Origin of the sequence: Candidatus Cyrtobacter comes (assembly GCF_034470605.1) — a bacterium.
Lineage (GTDB): Bacteria > Pseudomonadota > Alphaproteobacteria > Rickettsiales > Midichloriaceae > Cyrtobacter > Cyrtobacter comes.
The window spans coordinates 1-5810 of the sequence record NZ_JARGYT010000077.1 but is presented as its reverse complement, the minus strand read 5'-3'; the positions used below and the strand labels follow the sequence as shown (position 1 = coordinate 5810).

The following is a 5810-nucleotide window of genomic DNA, read 5'->3' as shown; positions in this document are numbered from 1 at the left end:
ATAAAATATGCCTTGTGCAGTAAACTCTTTTGCTATTTCTGATAAAAAGGAATCTGGATGCGCCTCAACATATTGACTTAATTTTTGATCATCAATTTTTGAGAGTTTTCACCTAAAGATAGATAATAATATATCCTGATAATGCTGAAAAATCTCCGGTGTTGTAAGAGCGCACCAGAGCTTTATAGTAACCATTTCCTCTTCTTTGGATACAATTTTTGTGCGGCGGGTCATGCCTTGTGTTGCTGTTATTATGCTCAATGCATACGGTTCCTGATTTGCCGATAACATGGCGATTTTTAGGCAAAATTTTGGCAAATGCATCCCAATCATCCGTGTAAAATCGGCAATTTTCCAGACTCTCTACTTTCTCAAAAAGTCGCTTGAACGTTGTAGCATCCCCTGTAACACAGGCAATAGTTCTGCTACGATCCTTGATGACCCAGAGTTTTTGACTTTTTTTGAAGAAAATGCTACATTTCATCGAACTCTGTCTCCTAGATATCTGCCAGAAATGCTGGGTTCTGGAGTCTTGGCCTCTACGATCCACCGATAAATGGGCGAATGATTTTTAAGACTTTTCATGGAAAATGAGGCTTTCCCAAGGCTGTAGAAGATCACGCAAAAAGCCTTTTGACTGTCGTTTCACGTTTATACCGACGATCTCCCTTCACAAAATTCTCAAGTGTTACATGCTTTACATTTATAGCGCTGAATCCCGCGCACATGGCCATTCTTATGCGTATCTTCACTTTTGCAACTGGTTTCAGATGATCATCTGAAACCAACCTAATTGAGTATTTTAATAGCATTCTACCAAAAACTATCTAAATGTGAAGACTCTCATAGTTTCTAGATCCATTCATATTTCATTTAAGGTATCTTGTTGAAATAAATCTATTCTTTGTATGTTTAATTCATCAATTAAGTTTCATAAAAAGTCTAGACTACAAACTTTTTCTTGTAAGGATAGCAACATAATCTTCTATTTTTTTGATCTCTTTTTCTGCAATCACTCTTGACGACCCATGAGCGGCACATAATTTCCTCAAAAGGATCATATTATCTATTACTTTATCCAGCAACTCACCTTGAGGCGCAAGACCGTGCCTCATACTAGATATCAAATCATCAAAACTCTTATTAGAATCCTGACTCTCAGGTCTTATAGCAGATTTAAGAAAAAAGATCCCCTTTTCCGCACTTTTTGAAAATGCAACAGCTATCTGCGTTATATATGTGCAAACATCATCAGCATTATTATTACTATGGCCCATAAATTAAAGTATGTCGTGGAGAATAATTTACATGCTTTAAAGGTAGCATCTTATTTTTTATTAATCAAAACTGTATTGTATATTATTAGTACTTTCACTTTATATACGAGGATCATCAGCCATCTTTATATAAAATGTTCAATTTTAGTCTACAAAATCCCTATTTGGGATTTACCTTAAAATATAGAGTACTAAGCTAATAATTAATAAATAAAGCGAATAAAAACTAATAAATTCCATATAATTCTGCAACCGACAATTGCCTTTACTACAAGGCATACATTTATCTGGCAAAGAAAGAAGTCAATACATTTATTTCCTAATACAGAAGTAAATTTACTTTACTCTTAGGTAAAAATTAGAGAAAGTGTGCCAACTCTTTTTGGAGTTTGGTTTGCTTGGTCGCTCTATAAAACTCGATATTTAGGCACATACTACGGTATGCGCTAGTTTTGTTATCGGTGCGTGCACCAGCCAGGCTCTTTGAGCCGTGTATGCTGTATTTTGCACATCAGGTCGGTATAAACTGTCTCATTTTTTTACTGAGCGCAGACATTGGTCCATGTGAGCCTTTCATAGTAAACAGGGTAAAATTCTACCTTAAGTAGAATTTCCTTATAATGCAAGTTTGATTTGAATTTTTAATATGAGTACTTTATCAGCAGAAAAATGTTCTACAACTGCGGACTTCGAAACTATCGTGCACGAACTACGTGAAAAGTACGGTCAAGCTGTATATGAAAACTGGTTTAGCAAATTATCATTGGACTATATGAATGGAGAGACCTTATCTATATTCGCTCCTACAAAGTTCGTAAGAGAATGGATAATTACAAACTACTTTTCTGAAATGAAAAAAATAGGAGAAAAGTATGGGGTAAAAAAAATAGATATATCTATAAGCAAACAAATAAATACAACACGCAGCGGCTCTATCGAGGCAGATATAACACCACAGTTTGATTCATCATTTACATTTGCAAATTTTGTAGAGGGTAATCAAAATAGAGTAGCAAGGATTGCCGCACTCTCAATTTCAGATTTAAGTAAAACAAATGTTGAGTTTGGTAACTGGTTATATATACAAGGTGATGTTGGCGTTGGGAAAACGCACCTTTTACAGGCTATAGCATCAAAAATAAAACAAGATTATCGCGCTCATAAGGTTTATTACGTTAGTGCAGAAAATTTTGCACAAAACTATGTTGCCTCTGTCAGAAATAATGACCTAATAAGGTTTAGAGAGAACATTGGATCTATAGACGTGTTTTTATTTGATGATATACAGTTCACATGTGGAAAAGTAAGTACCCAGAAAGAGTTTGCACGTACACTGAATATACTTATGGAATCCAATAAAAGAATAGTAATTGCATCAGATAGATCTCCTTATTCTCTAGAGATAGATACAAGAACAAAATCTAGGTTATCCAGCTTCATGATTGCAGAAATGCAAAGACCCGGTATACAGCTGCGCAAAGAAATAATTAGAAAAAAAATCTCTATCATGGGACAACATGATTTTCCAGAAGACGCAATATCATTTTTAGCAGAAAATTTTACTTCAAGCGCAAGGGAAGTTGAGGGAGCTCTAAGAAGGACCGTAACTTTCTGTAACTTAAATAATATTCAAGCTACAAAAAAGGTGTGTGGAGATGTGCTGCAGTCTTCTTTAAGAGATAAAGTCTCTTTATCATCTACAAATAACATTATTAATGCTGTCTCTAGTATGTGCGGCATTAGCCAAGAAGATATAAAATCTAAAAAAAGACTAAAAAATATAGTAAAGGCAAGACAATTCATATGCTATCTAGCAAAGGAGCTTACCAAGCTCAGCTTTCAGGAAATAGGGGCATTGATTGGTGGGAAAAACCATGCAACAGTATTATATTCAATCAAGATTTTTGAAGAAAAAATAAAAAATGACCCGGACCTTAGCCGGGATTTACTCGAGGTAAAAAATAAGATAATAGCACTCTGAGTACTTTTGATCTGCTTTGTTTGATACGGTGATGAAATTTAATAAAATAATAGAACAAAAGCGTAGAGCCTCTAAGCTGGGTGGTGGCCAAGCTAAAATAGATATGCAACACCTTAAAAATAAACTCACCGCTAGGGAAAGAATAGACGTACTGCTAGATCCAGACTCATTTATGGAGATAGATGCATTTGCAGAGCATAGATGCACTAACTTCGAATTGGATAAAATATCTGGAGATGGCGTGATAATAGGTTATGGCACCATAACTGGAAGGTTAGTTTGTGTATTTAGTCAGGATTTTACAGTTATGGGTGGCTCGTTAGGTGAAGCCCACGCCTCTAAGATTCGAAAAATACAAGACATGGCGTTAAAATTGAAAACACCAATAATAGGTATAAGTGATTCAGGGGGAGCGCGCATACAAGAAGGGGTTGATGCACTTGCAGGGTATGGTAATATATTTCAACGCAATGTTGACTCATCTGGTGTTATACCACAAATATCTGTTGTGATGGGGCCATGTGCTGGCGGCGCAGTTTATTCACCAGCGATAATGGATTTTATATTCATGGTAGATAAAACATCATACATGTATGTTACAGGGCCTGATGTAGTACAAGCCGTTACTCATGAAAAAATTTCGCATGAGGAGCTTGGCGGAGCAAAACTCCATAGTACTAAGAGCGCTGTATGTGATGCTAGATTTAAAAATGATATAGATTGCCTTCAGCAAATTAGGCGGTTGATGGACTTTTTGCCATCCTCTAATTCATCAAGCCCGGTTATGAGGGAAACAAAAGATCCTGGTGATAGAATAGAAATTTCACTTGAAACTTTAGTCCCAGAAAATCCAAACAAACCCTACGATATGAAGCAACTTATAGAAAAAATAGTTGATGAGGGTGATTTTTTCGAAATAAAACCAGAATATGCAAAAAATATAATAATTTGTTTTGCAAGGTTCGAAGGTAGAACTGTTGGTATAATTGCAAACCAACCTATGCATCTTGCAGGATGCCTAGATATAAATGCATCAATAAAGGCCGCGAGATTTGTAAGATTTTGTGACGCCTTTAATATACCTATACTAAGCTTGGTGGATGTGCCTGGTTTCCTTCCAGGTACAAACCAAGAGCATAACGGCGTAATAAGGAATGGAGCTAAGCTTCTTTATGCGTATGCGGAGGCAACGGTTCCTAAGATTACTATAATATTAAGAAAATCTTATGGTGGCGCTTATATAGTTATGGGCTCTAAACACCTGGGAGCTGATATAAATTATGCTTGGCCCAATTCTGAAATAGCAGTTATGGGCGCGAAAGGGGCAATTTCTGTACTATATAGGAATAAAAGCGAAAAAGAGATAGAAGATGCGCTATCGTTATATGAAGAGAAATTTTCTTCACCAATTGCAGCCGCTTCTAGAGGCTATATAGATGATATAATAAGGCCTTATAATACAAGAGATAAAGTTTGCAAGGCACTTGCCATACTGGAAAATAAGAAAATTCAGCCCGAATGGAGAAAACACGATAACTTACCTATATAACCCTTTATATCATGCCAAGTGATCAAGAAAATTTTCTTGGACACAGAAAGAGACTTAAGGAGCGTTTCCTAAGGTCTCCACTAAGAACCTTTGCAGATTATGAAGTACTGGAATTATTCCTTTTTGATGCTATTCCAAGAAAGGATACAAAGATATTAGCCAAAACTTTATTGCAGAAATTTTCTTCACTTCAAGGGGTATTTTCTGCGGATATTCATGATCTCAAATCTGTAACTGGGGTGGGAGATTCTGTAATAATAAGGCTGAAAATGATGATGGATATATTCAGTAGATTTCATTTAAATATCAATGAGAAAGAATGGCACGTATTAAGTAATTGGAGCTCAGTTATAAGTTACTGCAACTTGACTATGGGCTTTAAAAGAAAGGAATTTTTTAGAATTTTATTTTTAGATAAAAGAAATTTTCTTCTTGCGGATGAACTTTTGGATAGCGGTACTATTGATAAAGTAAGTGTCTATCCAAGAGAGATTGTGAAACATGCCATAGCTCATAATGCATCTGCAATAATATTAGTCCATAATCATCCAAGTGGGGATTGCCTGCCTTCTGAACAAGATATAGTGCTAACAAGGAGTATAGAGCATGCTCTTTCAGGAGTTCATATTGTTGTTCATGATCATATTATAGTTGCTAAAAATTCTCATTATTCTTTCAAGGCGACTGGGCTACTTTAAATTCTCTATACAATCTTTTTGTACAGAATACTAAAAATCAGTTTATAAAATTTGCATTACTTATAGTCATTTTATTTGAGATAGCATGATACTTCTTGTATTACAGCTTATGCTAATTTAACTTAAATAACTATACTACGCACAACCACTTTGTGATAAGAGGTATAGCTAAAGCTGTATAAAATTATTAGGCACTGTTAACAAAGGTTGTATTTAATAGATGCTAAAGCTATAAAGGCAAGGAAAGAGAGATCGGATTTCTCAAATCGTAATGCTAAGCGTCGATTTTCTTTGAGTTTAGCGAA

Annotated in this window: 5 protein-coding genes and 1 pseudogene; 3 read left to right on the top strand and 3 right to left on the bottom strand. The window is 35.4% G+C overall.

Annotated elements, in window-relative coordinates:
* Window positions 1-112: 112 nt before the first annotated feature.
* The 3 genes and pseudogenes from Cyrtocomes_RS04945 to Cyrtocomes_RS04940 form a co-directional block, all read right to left on the bottom strand.
* Complete coding sequence (locus Cyrtocomes_RS04945; protein WP_322498085.1) at window positions 113-484, bottom strand: IS1 family transposase; 372 nt, start codon at window positions 482-484, stop codon at window positions 113-115.
* A 197-nt stretch (window positions 485-681) separates the two neighbouring features.
* Window positions 682-753: pseudogene (locus Cyrtocomes_RS06205) on the bottom strand (transposase-like zinc-binding domain-containing protein); the annotation flags it as partial.
* Window positions 754-947: 194 nt separating this feature from the next.
* Window positions 948-1277, bottom strand: coding sequence for a hypothetical protein (locus tag Cyrtocomes_RS04940; protein ID WP_322498084.1), 330 nt, complete (start codon window positions 1275-1277; stop codon window positions 948-950).
* Window positions 1278-1923: 646 nt separating this feature from the next.
* Here Cyrtocomes_RS04940 and dnaA point away from each other — a divergent pair.
* Genes dnaA through radC form a run of 3 tightly spaced genes read left to right on the top strand, consistent with a single transcriptional unit; the run spans window position 1924 to window position 5505 of the window.
* Window positions 1924-3258: a chromosomal replication initiator protein DnaA gene (gene dnaA, locus Cyrtocomes_RS04935; RefSeq protein ID WP_322498083.1), complete on the top strand. Its 1335-nt coding sequence runs from the start codon at window positions 1924-1926 to the stop codon at window positions 3256-3258.
* A 31-nt stretch (window positions 3259-3289) separates the two neighbouring features.
* Window positions 3290-4807 carry an acyl-CoA carboxylase subunit beta gene (locus tag Cyrtocomes_RS04930; protein ID WP_322498086.1) on the top strand — a complete coding sequence of 506 codons (1518 nt, stop codon included), beginning with the start codon at window positions 3290-3292 and terminating at the stop codon, window positions 4805-4807.
* Window positions 4808-4818: 11 nt separating this feature from the next.
* Window positions 4819-5505: a RadC family protein gene (gene radC / locus Cyrtocomes_RS04925; RefSeq protein WP_322498082.1), complete on the top strand. Its 687-nt coding sequence runs from the start codon at window positions 4819-4821 to the stop codon at window positions 5503-5505.
* Window positions 5506-5810 lie beyond the last annotated feature (305 nt).

Coding starts and splice junctions, on each gene's coding strand:
- Cyrtocomes_RS04945 (WP_322498085.1), bottom strand. CDS start 484: ATGAAATGTAGCATTTTCTTCAAAAAAAGTCAAAAACTCTGGGTCATC.
- Cyrtocomes_RS04940 (WP_322498084.1), bottom strand. CDS start 1,277: ATGGGCCATAGTAATAATAATGCTGATGATGTTTGCACATATATAACG.
- dnaA (WP_322498083.1), top strand. CDS start 1,924: ATGAGTACTTTATCAGCAGAAAAATGTTCTACAACTGCGGACTTCGAA.
- Cyrtocomes_RS04930 (WP_322498086.1), top strand. CDS start 3,290: ATGAAATTTAATAAAATAATAGAACAAAAGCGTAGAGCCTCTAAGCTG.
- radC (WP_322498082.1), top strand. CDS start 4,819: ATGCCAAGTGATCAAGAAAATTTTCTTGGACACAGAAAGAGACTTAAG.